The sequence below is a fragment of the Diaphorobacter sp. ED-3 genome (assembly GCF_027625375.1).
Taxonomy (GTDB): domain Bacteria; phylum Pseudomonadota; class Gammaproteobacteria; order Burkholderiales; family Burkholderiaceae_C; genus Diaphorobacter; species Diaphorobacter nitroreducens.
The window spans coordinates 1,461,269-1,474,467 of sequence record NZ_CP115182.1 but is presented as its reverse complement, the minus strand read 5'-3'; the positions used below and the strand labels follow the sequence as shown (position 1 = coordinate 1,474,467).

General features: G+C 65.3%; 15 protein-coding genes. 11 read left to right on the top strand and 4 right to left on the bottom strand.

Features of this window, described 5'->3' with window-relative positions:
• The first annotated feature begins 28 nt into the window (after positions 1–28).
• From PCQ86_RS07210 to PCQ86_RS07200, 3 genes are read left to right on the top strand one after another with little or no spacing between them, the layout of a single operon-like run.
• Positions 29–415 carry a hypothetical protein gene (locus PCQ86_RS07210; RefSeq protein WP_011804709.1) on the top strand — a complete coding sequence of 129 codons (387 nt, stop codon included), beginning with the start codon at positions 29–31 and terminating at the stop codon, positions 413–415.
• A 5-nt stretch (positions 416–420) separates the two neighbouring features.
• Positions 421–957, top strand: coding sequence for a hypothetical protein (locus PCQ86_RS07205; RefSeq protein ID WP_011804708.1), 537 nt, complete (start codon positions 421–423; stop codon positions 955–957).
• A gap of 4 nt (positions 958–961) precedes the next feature.
• On the top strand, positions 962–1,279 hold the full coding sequence (locus PCQ86_RS07200; RefSeq protein ID WP_011804707.1) for a YnfA family protein: 318 nt from the start codon (positions 962–964) through the stop codon (positions 1,277–1,279).
• 247 nt (positions 1,280–1,526) lie between these two features.
• Here the strand turns inward: PCQ86_RS07200 and PCQ86_RS07195 are convergent, their stop codons facing one another.
• The 3 genes from PCQ86_RS07195 to PCQ86_RS07185 form a co-directional block, all read right to left on the bottom strand.
• Positions 1,527–1,853: a type II toxin-antitoxin system RelE/ParE family toxin gene (locus tag PCQ86_RS07195; RefSeq protein ID WP_041835938.1), complete on the bottom strand. Its 327-nt coding sequence runs from the start codon at positions 1,851–1,853 to the stop codon at positions 1,527–1,529.
• Positions 1,850–2,101: a type II toxin-antitoxin system ParD family antitoxin gene (locus tag PCQ86_RS07190; RefSeq protein ID WP_011804706.1), complete on the bottom strand. Its 252-nt coding sequence runs from the start codon at positions 2,099–2,101 to the stop codon at positions 1,850–1,852. Before PCQ86_RS07190 ends, PCQ86_RS07195 begins: the two co-directional genes overlap by 4 nt.
• Before the next feature lie 85 nt (positions 2,102–2,186).
• Entirely contained in the window at positions 2,187–5,126 is a 2,940-nt protein-coding gene (locus PCQ86_RS07185; protein WP_041836223.1) for a Tn3 family transposase, read from the bottom strand.
• A gap of 290 nt (positions 5,127–5,416) precedes the next feature.
• Here PCQ86_RS07185 and PCQ86_RS07180 point away from each other — a divergent pair, with 290 nt between their 5' ends.
• Positions 5,417–6,382, top strand: coding sequence for an IS1595 family transposase (locus PCQ86_RS07180; protein ID WP_235575184.1), 966 nt, complete (start codon positions 5,417–5,419; stop codon positions 6,380–6,382).
• On the opposite strand, the gene PCQ86_RS07175 is transcribed toward PCQ86_RS07180, so the two are convergent.
• Positions 6,372–6,842: a DUF305 domain-containing protein gene (locus PCQ86_RS07175; RefSeq protein ID WP_270175148.1), complete on the bottom strand. Its 471-nt coding sequence runs from the start codon at positions 6,840–6,842 to the stop codon at positions 6,372–6,374. The genes PCQ86_RS07180 and PCQ86_RS07175 overlap by 11 nt on opposite strands.
• A gap of 450 nt (positions 6,843–7,292) precedes the next feature.
• Between PCQ86_RS07175 and PCQ86_RS07170 the strand changes: the two genes are divergently transcribed.
• The 7 genes from PCQ86_RS07170 (at position 7,293) to PCQ86_RS07140 (ending at position 13,024) form a co-directional block, all read left to right on the top strand.
• The gene (locus PCQ86_RS07170; RefSeq protein WP_003120040.1) at positions 7,293–8,039 is read left to right on the top strand and encodes a hypothetical protein; all 747 of its coding nucleotides are present in this window, start codon (positions 7,293–7,295) and stop codon (positions 8,037–8,039) included.
• Between the two features lie 118 nt (positions 8,040–8,157).
• Positions 8,158–8,370 (top strand): AlpA family transcriptional regulator, encoded by a 213-nt coding sequence (locus PCQ86_RS07165; protein WP_003090093.1) that lies wholly within the window; start codon positions 8,158–8,160, stop codon positions 8,368–8,370.
• Between the two features lie 42 nt (positions 8,371–8,412).
• Positions 8,413–9,288 carry a ParA family protein gene (locus tag PCQ86_RS07160; protein ID WP_003090095.1) on the top strand — a complete coding sequence of 292 codons (876 nt, stop codon included), beginning with the start codon at positions 8,413–8,415 and terminating at the stop codon, positions 9,286–9,288.
• Positions 9,272–9,541, top strand: coding sequence for a hypothetical protein (locus PCQ86_RS07155; protein WP_003050422.1), 270 nt, complete (start codon positions 9,272–9,274; stop codon positions 9,539–9,541). The genes PCQ86_RS07160 and PCQ86_RS07155 overlap by 17 nt, the downstream gene beginning before the upstream one ends.
• Positions 9,534–11,213: a ParB family protein gene (locus tag PCQ86_RS07150; RefSeq protein WP_023108429.1), complete on the top strand. Its 1,680-nt coding sequence runs from the start codon at positions 9,534–9,536 to the stop codon at positions 11,211–11,213. Before PCQ86_RS07155 ends, PCQ86_RS07150 begins: the two co-directional genes overlap by 8 nt.
• 14 nt (positions 11,214–11,227) lie before the next feature.
• Complete coding sequence (locus PCQ86_RS07145) at positions 11,228–11,788, top strand: DUF2857 domain-containing protein (RefSeq protein ID WP_003090097.1); 561 nt, start codon at positions 11,228–11,230, stop codon at positions 11,786–11,788.
• 3 nt (positions 11,789–11,791) lie between these two features.
• The gene (locus PCQ86_RS07140) at positions 11,792–13,024 is read left to right on the top strand and encodes an STY4528 family pathogenicity island replication protein (RefSeq protein WP_023113902.1); all 1,233 of its coding nucleotides are present in this window, start codon (positions 11,792–11,794) and stop codon (positions 13,022–13,024) included.
• Positions 13,025–13,199: the final 175 nt, after the last annotated feature.

Genomic DNA, 13,199 nt, shown 5'->3' with positions numbered 1-13,199 from the left:
TTCACCCCCAAACCCTGAAAGGACTCTCATGAAGACGCAATCCATCCTCGCCTCCATCACCCTCGCCCTGGCTGGTTCTGCCTTTGCCGCCGGCGACAAGCACAACCACGCCCACGAGCACAAGCCGCTGCATGGCGGCGTCGTGGTCGAGGTCAAGGACATGGACTACGAACTGGTGGCCAAAGCCACCGTGATCCAGCTCTACCTGCGCGACCACGGCAAGCCGGCCGACGTGTCCAAGGCCAGCGCGAAAGTGACGCTGCTGACCGGCACCGAGAAGCAGGAGGTCGAGCTGAAGCCCGCGGGCGACAAGCTCGAAGCCTCCGGCAGCTTCAAGGTCGGCCCCGGCACCAAGGCCGTCGCTGTCGTGATCGTCGGCGGCAAGCCCGCCACCGCACGCTTCACAGTGAAGTGAACGCCATGACTGCCGACCGATTGACCTGTGCCTCGGTGGTCTTGGTGGCTGGGCTGCTGGCGGGCTGCGCCACGCCGCCCGCACCCGATCCCACCGTCGAGATCCCGTACTGCCACAAAACCAACAAGGGCCGGGTGATCGCCTGCACCACGGCTCCGGCGCCGAGCCTGAACGCCGATGCGCAGGCCAAACAGTTCGCGCCTGACCCGAACGCCCTCACCGTGTACGTCGTGCGGCGCAACTGGGGCGACGGCCGGAACTTCGTGAAGGTTCAGGCCGACGGCGGAGCCGCCGTCGAGACCCTGCCGAACACGATGGTGCGCTACCGGCTGAAGCCGGGTTCGCACTCGATCGCCTTCGACTTCGAGGGGCAGCGTCCAGCGACGACGGTCGCGGGCAAGGCGGGCGAAGTGCGGTTCGTCCGGCTCGACGGCATGGTCTGGGCCTGGAAGAGCACGTTCACCTGGGCGACCGAATCCGAGGACGCGATCCGCGAACGAGCGCTGAAGGCAAGGCTGGTGGCCGACTTGGCGGTACGCTGACCCCATGAGGACATTTGCCCTGTTCATCGCCACGGCCCTGGCCGAGATCGTTGGCTGCTATCTGCCCTACCTGTGGCTGAAGCAGGGCAGGTCCGCGTGGTTGCTCGTTCCGGCGGCGGCGAGCCTGGCCCTCTTCGCCTGGCTGCTCACGCTGCACGAGACGGCGGCGGGGCGGGTGTATGCGGCGTACGGCGGGGTCTACATCGGCGTCGCGCTGCTTTGGCTGTGGATCGTGGACGGCATCAGGCCGACGGCATGGGACGTGGCGGGCGTCGCCGTCGCGCTGACGGGCATGGGCCTCATCATGTTTCAGCCGCGCTGATGATCAGTTCGATGCCGTAGCGTGCAGCTTCTTTGCCGGTCTGCGCGCGGCCGACCCCGGCTTGAGTGACTCCGCCGCTGTCAATCGACAGGTACATGTGATGCGCGAGCTAACGACTTGCGAACGTCTGCTTAGACGCGATACGACTGACTACAACGGGTCGATTTCGGCCAGCCAACTCGACGAACAGTCTGCCGTAGACCGGTCATTGAGCTCCGGCCCTGCGCCCGCCGCGACGTGAGTAACGTTAGTTCGAAGCGAACTCATCGCCCAAGATCGCTGCGAGGTCCTGGCGCTCGCCCAGCAGCCGGACGACATCCAGGTCATCTCCGCGTTCGAAGTAGCACCACAGCAGCGGGAACTTTGCGACCCGCCAGGTCCGAAGCCCTGGAATGCCAAGAAGCTTTCCGAGCGTCGGTGAGCCGATGCCAGGGTCGAGTTCGATCTGGTCAAGCGCGGCGTTGGTGGCCTTGGCCACCTTCACCGCCACGCGGGTGCCACCCTCCTTGCGGTAGTAGCGGACTTCGCCCTGCTGGTCGCGCAGCGCCTGCGGGCGCAGAACCGCCGGCTTCAATCGATCTCGCCGCGAGCGATCGCCAGCAGTTCCTTCTCGTCCGCCTTGGTGCGACGCCGGCCGGGCCCGGATGCCAGCCCTTCTTCGATGAGGTCGCGAAGCCGCTTCTTGGCCTGCTCTTCCTGGTCGCGCCGGACCAAGTCGCGGATGTACTCGCTGGTGTTGCCATAGTTGCCGGCGGCGACCCGGTTGTCGATGTACTCGCGCATCGACTCGGGCAAGGCGAAACTCATGGTTTGTCGGCTCATGTGGGCATCTTGGGCGGTTTGACAACCGTTGTCAACTCCGCCGGCTGACCTTCTTCCAGTTCTGCGTGTGCGGGAGCGGGTCCCGTCACGAAGCAGACCGAGTTGCCTGGCCCGGCACGCGTTGGATCAGCGCCGCCGCGAACTTCTCGATGCCGAATCTCATCGTGCCGCGGAAATTGATGTGCGAGAAGTGCGCCGGGCCGATGCGGCGCAGCCAGTAGTCCTCGACTGGGATCCCGTCTCGCTTGAGCCTCTCGACCACCTCGTGCATACGGGCAGTGTTCCAGGCCAGCACGATGTTCGTCAGCAGGGCGTGTGAGCCGGAGATCGCCTTCATCTCGTCCCGCCGCCGGCCGCGTTCGGGCGCCACCTTGCCTGAGTACACGGCGCGCTGCAGCTGATGCACCGACTCGCCACGGTTCAGCAAGGTATGGATCTCGCGGCGGAAGTCCTCGATGGCGATGTAGTCGCACAGGAACACCGTTCGCAGCAGCCGGCCCAGGTGCTCCGCCGCCCGGTGCAGTGGATCCCCCTGGGCAGCCGACCCGAAGCGCTGCAATGCCAGCGTGGCGGAGACACGTCCCGAGCGGATTGACGCCGCCAGGCGAAGCAATTCATCCCAACCGCGCTCGATGGCGGCCAAAGACACGCGCCGAACGGTGACGACTTCCAAGCCATCGGGCACGGTGAATCCACGAGGCAGGTAGAGCTTTCGTTCGGCCAGGTCCCGCAGGCGGGGGCACAAGTCAAATCCCAGCAGCTTGGAGATGGCCATCGCCGGATTCGTGTAGCCGTGCGTGTCGACCGCCAGCAGCGAGATCCGAATCCGATCCGCCGCGCTGTTGTGCTGCTCGATGCCCTCGATGGCGACGCCGGCCTGTCGTTCGTTGAGCACGATGGGTTGGTCGTAGACGATGCCCCAGCGGTCGCGCACATGGGTGTAGAGGCCTGCGGCGTAGGTGCGCCGGCGTGGGTCCACACGGGCGTTCCACAGGTGGCGCGAAACGTCCAGCGACATCATGTCGGCTGATGCCTTGTCCCCGTTGCCCCACAGTGCCGCGATGGGGATCCGGCTCTGGAACTCGGCCACGCGCTCGTTGGCGCGGCGCAGGCGGCCACTTCCTTCCAAGGCGCGCATGGCCACAGTGACTTGTGTGGGCTCCAGACCAGGGATCATCGACGCCACGCCCTTGGCGTCCGCATCGGTACCGTGCGCCAGCAACGCGCCGTACAGGGCCACGAGTTCGCCGGTGGACTGCGCGCGGTGGCCGAGCAGCGCTTCGCTGTACCCGGTGGCGGCATCCACCTCCAACAGCATGTCCGGAAACTGTACGCTGCCAATCAAGTTGTAGATGGTCTCGCGTGTGCGCACCGGCTCGCCTTGATCCGGCAGTGCCGTGATCGCAGGCAGGTGGAGCATGCCGTCGGCGCCGATCTCGACCTTGCCGCGCCGCTGGGCCTCTGCCACCGCAGACATAGCGGCCATCAAGTTGGCCAGCAGGGGCTCCAGGAATTCGGCCGCCGACTTGGGCATGCCCAGCAACTCAACCTGCTCGTCCCGTTGCAAGACCCAATCCGCCGGCGGGATGAGCATCTGGTCTCGCTCCCGAAAACTCAGCGAGTGGTCCAGCCAGACACTGCCTCGGCGAAGGCTCTTGCGCAGCGACATCATCGTGCAGGCCTCAAACGCCCGAAACCCTGAGCGGGGGTCCAGATCGCGGACCAGGCCGTGCCAGGCTGTGCCAACATCTGGCAGCGGTACGCCCTCCTTCAGCTCGGTCACACCCTTGCGCTGCAGATCCGTCCAGGACTTCCACTGTTCGAAGCCCGGATCGCCGGGGCGGCCACCGAGGTCCAGATCTTTCAGCGCTCCCAGGCAAGCGCGCACGCGCTGGCTGTCTTCCGCCAAGGCCTTGCGAACCAAGGACACGAAGCTGCCGCTGGCGGCTTCGCCGAGCTCGGCGAGCAGTTCTCTGGCTTCCAGGACTCTCGCCTGCCAGGTCTTCGTTTCGTCGTACAGGACGGATCGCGCCTTGGCCGCCTGCTGGATCAGGCCTGTCGTGCCCCGGATACGGTTTGATTGCGCCTTGTCCGCCGCCTCGCGGAACAGTTGCTGGCTGCGCCGGCTGGTTTGCAAGAGGGCGACATCGGTGAGTTCGAGCAGCGTCACCCGCAGGAAGCACACCAACTCGATCAGCTGGCGCGATGGCTTGATCTCCCGCGTCTTCACGGGGCGCCTGGCCTGGACCTGACGGGCATAGGCCTGCTGCTTTGCCAGCGACACGGCATTCAGGTTCCAGTCGTGGGCACCGAGCTCTTTCAGGTAGCGGACCTTGTCGATGGTCTCCGCAAGGGTGCTCGGGCCGTGACGCTTGGACGGCGTCTTGAGCCACTCCAGGCACGTCGTGTCGGTGCCCGGCCGCGTGCTGTATGCGGCGTCGACAACCTTCTGCGCCGCTGCCGGTGGTACGGCGGCATTCACCGCGCTGAGGATCTGCGCCTCCACCGCGGCGAATGCATCTCGGGCCCAGTCCTGCAGGCGGCGCGCTCCTGGGATCAGGATGCGCCGCGTGAACAGCCAGTGGCTGGCCGACTGGACCAGGTCATCGGCGTGGGAGGCGTCGGCTGCTTGGGCCAGCAGGGCCGCGGTCAGCGCGACTTCGTCGTCGATTGCAAGTTCGCGCAGGCCGAGATAGGTCTTGGCCCAGAGCTGGTGCTTGAAGAGGGTCTGCCGGCGCTTGTAGATCGACCGCAGGCTGGCGATGGACGGCGGCGACACGGCCAGGACCTGGGCGGTGTGCCGGAGGAGGTTTCGGGGCAGCACGTTGAAACCGTCGAGCGGTCGGCCGGCCACGCGCATGAACATGAGCATCAGCGCGGCGGGCAGGCGGCGGTCGCTGCGGAACTGCTCCCGGAGGGCCGCCACGTCCGCCGACGTGAGCGAAAAGAACTGCTCCCGATCAAACTCACTCAGGCGAGGCGGCAAGGCCTCTTGGCCGACGAAGCGCAGGGCGAAGGCGGGCATGGGGTTGGGCAGCGGCAGGTGGGCGGTCAATGTACCGCCGCGGCTTCCGTCAACCCAACTGAGTGATCAGCTTGCGGGGGTGGCGACCCGCGGGAACCCGCATGGATGTTGGGCTTCAGGCGAAAGCGCACCAATCTGCACGAAAAGTACGACCACCCCCAGCCAGCCTCAACGAAGGCGTGCAGCAATCCGGTTCATCTGCTCGATCTCCGCGCGCTGGCCATCGGAAAGGCGCTGTTCGCGTTACGTATTGATTTCGTCCATACTGTTGTCCAGCAAGGGAGGCAGTGATGCGACTCGACCACTTCCAGCGCGTTCTAGGCAAGATAGGAAACATGACCCTTGACCAGCTCAAAGAGTTGGCTCAGGCCATTGAACAACGACAAGCGGCCCTGGAGTCCTTCCGTGCGCTGGACGAGGCTCGCGGCCTCGTATGCTGCCGCCACTGCGGCAGTCTCTCGGTCGTCAAAAACGGTCGAGCTCATGGGTTACAGCGGTATCTCTGCCGCGATTGCAACCGCACATCCGGCGTAACAACGAATACGCCCTTGGCTCGCCTGCGTCGCAAGGAACGGCTGGCCGCTAATGCCGCCTGCATGGCGTCTGGAATGACGGTTCGCGATACCGCTGCCGACACCGGTGTGGCGGTCTCCACCGCCTTCCGGTGGCGCCATCGCTTCCTTACTGCCGTCGTTCCGCAGCAGCCCAAGGCTCTGGAGGGCTTATTGGAGGTGGACGAGACCTACTTTTTGCACTCCCGCAAAGGCGAGCGGAATCTACCGCGCGAAGCCCGCAAGCGCGGGGGCAAAGCATCAAAGCGGGGACTCTCCAAGGAGCAGGTTCCCGTCCTCATAGCCCGGGCCCGTGGCCAGCAGCACACAGCTGACCGGGTTATGCCTGCCATGAACGGCAAAGAACTGGTGGCCACGCTCCGACCGCTGGTGCGTCCTGACACCGTAGTGTGTTCCGACGGTAACTCGGCCTATTACGCGCTGCCGCGCGAACTGGGCGTCACGCTGAAGATGTTCAGCGCGTCCAAGCATGGCTCACCACAGAACCCCTCATTCCACGTCCAGACTGTCAACGGCTATCACTCACGCCTCAAGGGCTGGCTGAATTGCGAGTTGCGTGGCGTCGCCACCAAGTACCTGCCCAACTATTTGGCCTGGCAGCGGCTCCTGACATGGTTCAAAGACGGGATTTTGCCTGCGCAGTTCATCGCATCGGCCCTTGGTCGACAGCTCATCAATACTTAACGCGAACAGCGCCATCGGAAATCGCTTGGCATAGGTTGACGAGTTCCGGATCTGAGAGCTGCGCCTCGCGGCACATGAGGATCGCTCCCGAATGGTGCGGGACCATAGACGCGATGAACTGTCGATCGCCGATTCCGGTTTGAGCACGGGTCGCGGCAAAAGAACCGAGTGTGAGAACGGCAAACAAGCCGTACAGCACGAGATTGAGCCGCCGGTTTGGAAACATGCCGGGCATTGTCGCTAGCATGAAGATGCCCATTGGCGCCCACATAGTGACCGCCATGTAGAGCATGTTGAGATTGTTTCTGAAGTCCCTGGCGCCGTCGATCATGCTGAACATTACGAAGTACATGACGACGAGGCCCAACACCATGTTCACCCAGAACTTGGCGTATGGTCGGCCGTGCTTACCCATCTGACCGGATGTGTGATGTTGATGTTCATGGGAATGTTCAGCCATCTCCGTCTCCTATGTGCTGGGGCAACCTGGCAGGGTCACTGGTACTGCGGCAGATACTTTGTCGATATATCAGCATGTGGAGCGATGCATCACTAACCGCTGATTTCCAGTCACCAACTGGACGTAGGGGCGTCGAACGCTTCAACTCGCTGGTCTTGAACCGTCTGGATATCAGACCATACCAAATCGGTCTTGATGGGCTTTGCGCCACCTATGACGCTGGTACCGTGAGCGCCAATATCGAGCTTGCGTCCTCATCGCTCGATGGGCCGGCAACTGATCGATTCTTGCATATCAAGCAAGACAAGGCCACCTGCGGCGGACGCCAATGGCCTCCTCCGCCTTCGCTTAGGGCATCGCCTCAAGCGTCCGTCGCAGGCCATAACGACACAACAGCCCTTGGGCAAGAAAGGAGCCGGTGATGTAGCGCACCTGAAAGGAGACGAAGCCATGCACAAGGACATTTCAACATCAAAGGTGTTCTATCGTCCCATCGAGGCGGCCATCCGATGGGCTGGGTTGCTGCGGTATCTCCCGATGATCCTGGCCACGATCGCGTCACCGCGTGTCCTGCCTCGGTCGCTGAACTGCCCTCGATGGAATGAGTGCCGGCTGCACTCGGAACGTATCTATGACGGCATCCTCAACGGAGAGCTGCCCTACGGCAAGAACGGGATCACGCTCAATGATCCGAAGCTGCTCAATTCTCTGGATCTGACTGTTCGCCATGTCGATCTAAAACGCTGGATGCGCACCCACTATCCCGAGCACCGGCCAGGATTTCTGTTCAGCCGTGGCGAACGCATGGCGCATCCTTTCATCACCATGGAAACAGGACAGGCGATCCTCGTGGAGCGGCTGGCCCTTCAGGCCGCGCTTGAACAAGCCCGACGTGAGATGCGAGAACTGCAGGAGCAGCACGACACGCTACTCAAGCAATCCTCGGTGCTGTTGGCATCCAAGCAATGCGAGATCAGCGAACGGGCGGAAACGACCTATCTCAACATCATTGGAGGGATGTTGACGCTGATGCTGAGCCAGTCGCCTTCAGGCGTGCCCTATTCCAGCTTCAAAACGCAGGAGGCCCTTGTCTCTGCATTGGTCGCCCACTACGGCGGCACCATGGGCATCACTGAGCGCACCTTAAACGGAAAGTTCGCCAACGCTAAGAGGTACGTTCGTAGCGCAAGCGCATGAGGTTATCCAGCTTGTATGTGCAATCGCGGAGATTGCATTTGCAATGTCTTTCCGCAGCCAGGTCTATTGAATAGAGGTCACGCCAACAAACGCCACCGAGCGTTCAGGAGTGACCGCCATGTCGCAGACCCCTGTACTCCCTCCGAACGAGCGCCGCATCCTGCGGCTCGATGAAGTCGAAGCGAAGTCCGGCTTCAAACGCGCCCACATCTACAACCTGATGAAGAAGCGCCAGTTCCCTCAGGCGCTGCGCCTGGGCGTGCGCGCTGTCGGCTGGGATTCGATCGAAATCGACCAGTGGATCGCCGAGCGCCTCAACCACCGGACCTGAGCCGCTCTCCCGCGGACTTCCCATTCCCAGCCGGAGAGCGCCATGCAGGTCGTGTCCATCATTTCAACGAAGGGCGGCGTCGGCAAGACCACGACGGCCGCCAACCTGGGCGGGCTCGCCGCGGACGCGGGCCTGCGCGTGCTGCTGCTCGATCTCGACGTGCAGCCCACCTTGTCCTCCTACTACGAACTGACCCAGCGCGCGCCGGGCGGCATCTATGAGCTGTTGGCCTTCAACGAGCGCGACCTTGGCCAGCTCGTGTCCCGCACGATCATCGCGGGCCTGGACCTGGTGCTGTCCAACGACCACCGGGGCGAGCTGAACACGTTGTTGCTGCATGCGCCGGATGGCCGCCTGCGGTTGCGGCATCTGCTGCCAGCACTTGCTCCCCTCTACGACCTGGTGCTGATCGACACCCAGGGCGCGCGTTCCGTGCTGCTGGAGATGGCGGTGCTCGCCTCCGATCTCGCGCTGTCGCCCGTCACGCCGGAAATCCTCGCGGCACGCGAGCTGCGGCGCGGCACCATGCAGTTGCTCGAAGACATTGCGCCGTACCGGCACCTGGGTATCGAACCGCCGCCGCTGCACTTGCTCATCAACCGCGTCCACCCGGTGTCCGCCAACGCACGGCTGATCCAGCAGGCCCTGCGCGACCTGTTCCAGGACAGCGCCGGCATCCGCGTGCTCGCCACCGACGTGCCGGCCATAGAAGCGTATCCACGTGCCGCAACGCGCGGCCTGCCGGTGCATCGGGTCGAGCACCGCCAGCCGCCCGGCAGAGTCGCCCCTGCCGCGCTCGACACGATGCGCGCGCTCGCCAGCGAGTTGTTCCCGCAATGGCAGGACCGACTGGCTCAAGTATCCGGCCGCCCGCAGCGACCTCTTGATCCTGGGAGGCCCCATGGCGAACGCACATGAGCTGGCCCGCGGCCACAAGCGGCTGCGCGCCCTGATCGAGTTCGCGGTCGGTGAGGGCTGGCACGTCAAGCGCACGCCGGGCGGGCACCTCAAGTTCACCAAGGCCGGCTGCGCGGCGATCTACACGAGTTCGACAGCGAGTGACCACCGGGCCGAATTGAACGCCCGTGCGCAGATCCGCCGCGCCGAGCGAGAGGCCCGCATGGCGCCGGCCGGCGGTCGTGGGGACTGCGAGGGGTGCGGCCATGGCTGACATGACCTCGCAGGACATGGCAGGCAAGCTGCTCGCGGCCGGCTTCGAGCGCAGCGGCCCAGCGGCTACGGCCTTGAGCGACCCGATCGCGGACACGCCCATGGTCGTGACGCTGGACCAGTTGCGGCCCTACGACCATGACCCGCGCATGAAGCGCAACCCGGCTTACGAGGAAATCAAGGCGTCCATCCGCGAGCGCGGCCTGGACGCGGCGCCGGCTATCACGCGCCGGCCCGGCGGGGACCACTACATCATCCGCAACGGCGGCAACACGCGGCTGGCGATCCTGCGCGAACTCTGGTCGGAGACCAAGGAAGAACGCTTCTTCCGCATATCGTGTCTGTTCCGACCATGGCCGGAGCGCGGTGAAATCGTCGCGCTGACCGGGCATCTTGCCGAGAACGAACTGCGCGGCGGCCTCACGTTCATCGAGCGCGCGCTCGGCGTCGAGAAAGCACGGGAGTTCTACGAGCAGGAGAGCGGCGCCGCCCTGAGCCAGTCGGAACTGGCCCGCCGCCTGGCGGCCGATGGCTTCCCCGTCCAGCGGTCGCACATCACCCGCATGGCCGACGCGGTGCGCTACCTGCTGCCCGCCATTCCCACCGTGCTTTATGGCGGCCTTGGGCGCCACCAGGTCGAGCGGCTGTCGGTCATGCGCACGGCCTGCAAACGCACCTGGGAGCACTACGCCAAGGACCGCTCGCTGCCGCTGGACTTCGACAGCTTTTTTCAGGAGGTGCTGGCGCAGTTCGACACGCAGGGCGACGAGTTCGCGCCGCAGCGCGTGCAAGACGAGCTGATCGGCCAGATGTCCGAGCTGCTGGGCATCGGCTACGACGTGCTGGCGCTGGACCTGACCGAATCGGAAAGCCGCCACCGGGCGCTGGTCAGTGACCCGACGCCACCTGCGGCGCAGCCGGCGTTGCCTTCGCCCACCGCCGGCACGCCGACTCCGCCGGGCGCAGCATCGTCCATCGCCACGCCTGCAGCGGCGGCCGGTCCTCCACCCGCCAGCCCTCCGGCGTCCGAGCCCACCTTGCGCCACGACGACACGGCGGCTGGCGAAGCGGCCACGGGAAGCCCGGCGGCTGCACCGAGCGATCTGCTTCGTGAGCACATCGTCTCGCCGGCACCGACGACCGAACGGCTGCAGTCGATCCAGCGCATGGTCGCCGACCAGTTGGGCGATGCGCTGCCGCCCGACTTCTCGGCGAGCGTGTTGCAGTCCATCCCGGTGCAAGCCGGCGGACTCTATCCGATCTCCGATGTCTGGTACATCGACGCCGGCCTGGACACGCCCGATCGGCTGCGCATCCACATCGCGCAGTTCGCGCGCGAGATCGCCGGGGAGGCAGGCCTGGACGAGTACATCGAGGATCGCGCCGATGGCATCGGGTTTGCGTGCCGCGCCCGCGGCCAAGCCCCGTCGCCGCTCGGCCGCGCGGTGCTGACGCTCCTCACTTCGCTGACGGGTCAGCCCGTCGCCGAAGCGGGCCTGGACGGCGCGCAGCTCGCCGCCGACCTGCCGACCCTGTTGCACGGCCAGAGCCAAGGCCATGGCAGCGGCGCAAGGCGCTTGAGCGACACCGCGTTGGTCAAGCTCTTTCGGCTGCTGCGCTTGGCCCGGCGTCTGCTGGACCTGGAAGCCGGCACCACGGCGCCCGGGACGTGAGCGAGGGAGGTCGCATGTCCACATCGCATCCGCTCAACCAGGCCGTGATCGCCCAGGCGCTGTATGACCTTCGCAACGGCCAACTGCGCCGCTGCAAGGCCATGGGCTTCGGCGAGGCCGAGCTGGATGCGCTCAAGCACCCCGCGCTGATCAGCGTGCTGGCCAACGCCAGCGTCTCGTGGTGCTCGGTCACGGTCAACCGCGAAGTGCTGCAGCGCCTGCTCAACCAGGCACAGGACGTGGAGAAGGAAATCGCCACGGTCGATCGCATGCTGCGGCTGGGGGCCAGCACGGAGATGGTCAGCCGCTTCTATGGCCTGACCCATCAGGAAGTCGCCCTGCGGCGGGAGATCCTCGGCCTGCCCAAGCGCAAGGGGCGCCACCCCGTCCTGGACGAGACCCAGGACACCGAACTGTGGCGGCAATGGAAAGCCGTGACCAGCAGCAGGAACGTCGATCTGGAGGACGAGACCTCGATTCTCGATGCGGCCATGGACCTGGCCGAGGGTATGTCACTGCCGCTCTCGGTGGTCTGGGCCGCGATCAGGAACTGGGTCGATCAGGGATTGGGCTAGGCCATGGCCGTGGACGACACCGCCCCACGAGCCCCGCGTCAAGGCCCCGTCGCACTCGCCGACCTGTTCGACGCTGCGCTGAAGGACCTCACGCCCAAGCCACATCCCAGCGCGCCAGCGCCCATGGCAGTGCCCACGCCTGCCGCGTCCGGCGACGCCTTCCTGTTCAGTGGCAATCGGCACGAGAGCGTGCCGCGGCGGCTGTTCCTCGACCGCCGCCTGACACCGCTGGAGCGCAACGCCTGGCAGGTGTTCCGGCTGATGCTCAACGACGACGGCGTCACGGCGTTCCCGACCTATGAGCAGTTGCGCCCCTGGCTGGCGTCCATGCCCTGCGCGGGACAAGCCTCCCACGAGACCGTCGCGCGGGCGCTGACGCTGCTGCGCCTGACGCGCTGGCTGAGCCTCGTGCGACGACGGCGCGACCCCAAGACCGGCCGCATCCTCGGAAACCTCTACGTCCTGCATGACGAACCCCTGACACCGTTCGAGGCCATGCAGCTCGACGCCGACTACCTGGCCCTGGTCAGCCAGTCGCTGGGGCATTCGGCCAAGGCCGTTCAGGTGGTGGGACTCAACACCCTCCAGGAGATCGCGGACGACCCGATGTTGTCCGGACGCACCTTGCCGTCGCGGCTGCAAGTGCTCGCCGAGCGCCTGGCCGACCAGGGCATCACCGCCACTCAAAGTTATCCACAGGAGGATGCGATCCACGATTCCGAAGAAGGGCCCGCGAGCCTTCTTCGGAATGGCGAACGCCCCTCTTCGGAATCCGAAGCAGGGCCGAAACCCGCGCCAGACGGCGCTCTTCGGAATCCGAAGCAGGACCGTACAGTACGTAGTAGTCGTATTAATGAAGTACGTACTACCGCGCAGGCGCGTGCGCTGGGCGACCTGCAATGGCCCAAGCGCTTCGCGGAACTGAAGGCGGAACAGCAGGCCGGAGCCAGGATGGCGTTGCAGCAGGTGGACGCTGCCCTGGGGCAGGCCGTGCTGGACGAATGGGCCGCACGGTGCGGCAAGCATGGCATCCGCAACCCCGCCGGATATCTGTTCGGCATCATCCAGCGCGCCATGCGCGGCGAGTTCAATGCGTGGGCCAAGCAGACCGGCCCGGCACCGCCAACACCATCGGCGGCGCGAGCGCCACCATCCGAGCCGCCGCGCAACGTCGTGCCGCCCGAGGTGGCCCGGCAGCACATCGAGCGCCTGCGCGACCTGCTGCGCAAGACCTGAGCACAGGGCTCGTCAAAGCCGTGAAGTAGATCTCCATGGCGGTCGGCAGAAACGGTCCCCTGGGGACGGCTGTGCGGTGAAGCGCCGGGTGACGGCGCGACCTGCTGCGCGAAACCTGGGCAAAGCGCCTGGCAAGGCCATGAAGCAAACCTCCATGGCGCTCAGCGGAACGGTC

What these genes read in the sequence shown, in the direction of transcription:
- PCQ86_RS07210 (WP_011804709.1), top strand. Translation starts at nt 29, where the DNA reads ATGAAGACGCAATCCATCCTCGCCTCCATCACCCTCGCCCTGGCTGGT.
- PCQ86_RS07205 (WP_011804708.1), top strand. Translation starts at nt 421, where the DNA reads ATGACTGCCGACCGATTGACCTGTGCCTCGGTGGTCTTGGTGGCTGGG.
- PCQ86_RS07200 (WP_011804707.1), top strand. Translation starts at nt 962, where the DNA reads ATGAGGACATTTGCCCTGTTCATCGCCACGGCCCTGGCCGAGATCGTT.
- PCQ86_RS07190 (WP_011804706.1), bottom strand. Translation starts at nt 2,101, where the DNA reads ATGAGCCGACAAACCATGAGTTTCGCCTTGCCCGAGTCGATGCGCGAG.
- PCQ86_RS07185 (WP_041836223.1), bottom strand. Translation starts at nt 5,126, where the DNA reads ATGCCCGCCTTCGCCCTGCGCTTCGTCGGCCAAGAGGCCTTGCCGCCT.
- PCQ86_RS07180 (WP_235575184.1), top strand. Translation starts at nt 5,417, where the DNA reads ATGCGACTCGACCACTTCCAGCGCGTTCTAGGCAAGATAGGAAACATG.
- PCQ86_RS07175 (WP_270175148.1), bottom strand. Translation starts at nt 6,842, where the DNA reads ATGGCTGAACATTCCCATGAACATCAACATCACACATCCGGTCAGATG.
- PCQ86_RS07170 (WP_003120040.1), top strand. Translation starts at nt 7,293, where the DNA reads ATGCACAAGGACATTTCAACATCAAAGGTGTTCTATCGTCCCATCGAG.
- PCQ86_RS07165 (WP_003090093.1), top strand. Translation starts at nt 8,158, where the DNA reads ATGTCGCAGACCCCTGTACTCCCTCCGAACGAGCGCCGCATCCTGCGG.
- PCQ86_RS07160 (WP_003090095.1), top strand. Translation starts at nt 8,413, where the DNA reads ATGCAGGTCGTGTCCATCATTTCAACGAAGGGCGGCGTCGGCAAGACC.
- PCQ86_RS07155 (WP_003050422.1), top strand. Translation starts at nt 9,272, where the DNA reads ATGGCGAACGCACATGAGCTGGCCCGCGGCCACAAGCGGCTGCGCGCC.
- PCQ86_RS07150 (WP_023108429.1), top strand. Translation starts at nt 9,534, where the DNA reads ATGGCTGACATGACCTCGCAGGACATGGCAGGCAAGCTGCTCGCGGCC.
- PCQ86_RS07145 (WP_003090097.1), top strand. Translation starts at nt 11,228, where the DNA reads ATGTCCACATCGCATCCGCTCAACCAGGCCGTGATCGCCCAGGCGCTG.
- PCQ86_RS07140 (WP_023113902.1), top strand. Translation starts at nt 11,792, where the DNA reads ATGGCCGTGGACGACACCGCCCCACGAGCCCCGCGTCAAGGCCCCGTC.